Below are 1,629 nucleotides of genomic sequence, written 5' to 3'. Positions count from 1 at the left end.
ATCATCCCGGAGGTGGTCAATAAGTTCCTCGACTGCGGCGACCTTGAACGCGGGTTCGCCCGCGTGCGCTGCGACGACTGCAAGCACGAGTACCTGCTGGCGTTCTCCTGCAAGGGGCGCTGGTTCTGCCCGTCATGCCACCAGAAGAAAGTCCAACTCTTCGGCGCGCTGCTGTCCGAGACGATCCTGTTCCCGGTCCCGCACCGGCATTTCACCTTCGGAATCCCCAAGATGCTGCGCCCGTACTTCCGCTTCGACCGCGACCTGCTCAAGGACCTGTGCCGCCTGGCGCACGAGTGCCTGCTCGAATACCTGCGCGCCACCCTCGACCTGCCCGAGGGGCTGCCCGGCATCGTCATGGCGATCCACACCTTCGGCGAGTACCTCGACTTCCATCCCCACCTCCACGCCTTGGTCGCCGACGGCCTCTTCGCCCGCTCGGGGTTGTTCTACTGTCTGCCCAATGTGAGTATCGAGCCGCTGGAGGAGATGTTCCGCGCGCAGGTTATCACGTTTCTGGTGGACAAGGGCCTGTTGCCGGTGGAACGGGCCAACATGCTGCGCGGCTGGGTGCATTCCGGGTTCAACGTGCATCGGAGCCGGCGGGTACTCCCCGACGAGCGCGAGGATCTGGAGCGCCTGGCCCAGTACATCATCAGGAGCCCCTTTGCCGTCGAAAAGATGCAGGTCACGGAGCCCAACCGCGCCAATCCGGACGGAGCGGTTATCTACCGTTCCGGCCTCAACCCGAAGATCCAGCGCAACTTCGAGGTCTTCAGTCCGTGCGACTTCATAGCGGCCATCACCCAGCACATCCCGGATAAGAGTTTTCAACTCGTCCGGTACTACGGATGGTATTCTAACAAGATGCGCGGCCAGCGGGACAAACACGCCGCCGAAGAGGCCGCCGCCGCGGGCCGGGCCGTTCAGACCATCGATGTCTCCGAACACCAGCCGCGCCGCATCCCTTCCGCGAAATGGCGCGAACTCATCAAGAAGGTCTGGGAAGCCGACCCGCTCTTGTGTCCGAAGTGCCAGAAAGAGATGCGCATCGTTTCTCTCATCGACGAGCGCGACGTGATCGAGCGCATCCTACGCCACATCGGCCTCTGGGAGCAGGGCGTGCGGGTCTTGCCGGCAAGGGCACCGCCTGAGGTTGCCGAATGGGTCATCGAGCCCTGCTACGATGACCCATTCCCGGACTACGATACCGAACCGGTCATGATGTACGCGAACGGCTGATCCCTCGCGACAGGTGCGGTGCGCCTCCAGCCGGTGCCGAAATCGGCATGTCGGGCCGATTTGCCATCCCTCGGCCGTTTTGCGCGCCGTTTGAATGCGATCGAAGCGTGTTTGACGTCGGACTTGACGCCACCAGCCCGTTGCGGCTACATTTCCACCATGAAAGCGCTCATTCAGACCGGTTCCAGCCTGTCTGCGTGCGGACACGCACAGGCAGGCGGGCGGGTGCCCGTGCCGCATGAAAAGCGATTTCTTATCAATTACAGCTGCGGTGGACTGATTCACAACGGCAGGCTCATTTTGCCATACGCGATGAGTGATCAGTGTACCAGTTTTACCACATTTGAACTCGATCGTCTGCTGAAGGATCTCAGGCGCAACGGTTCG

General features: G+C 61.8%; 2 protein-coding genes. Both read left to right on the top strand.

Annotated elements, in window-relative coordinates; genetic code table 11:
- Positions 1 to 1,242: transposase (locus J5J06_06135; protein MCO6436650.1), on the top strand; the 1,242-nt coding region annotated here is incomplete at its 5' end.
- 159 nt (positions 1,243 to 1,401) lie between these two features.
- The coding region (locus J5J06_06130) for a hypothetical protein (GenBank protein MCO6436649.1) at positions 1,402 to 1,629 on the top strand (228 nt) is incomplete at its 3' end.

This window comes from Phycisphaerae bacterium, assembly GCA_024102815.1.
Lineage (GTDB): Bacteria > Planctomycetota > Phycisphaerae > UBA1845 > UBA1845 > JAGFJJ01.
This window is presented reverse-complemented; position numbering and strand designations above follow the sequence as displayed.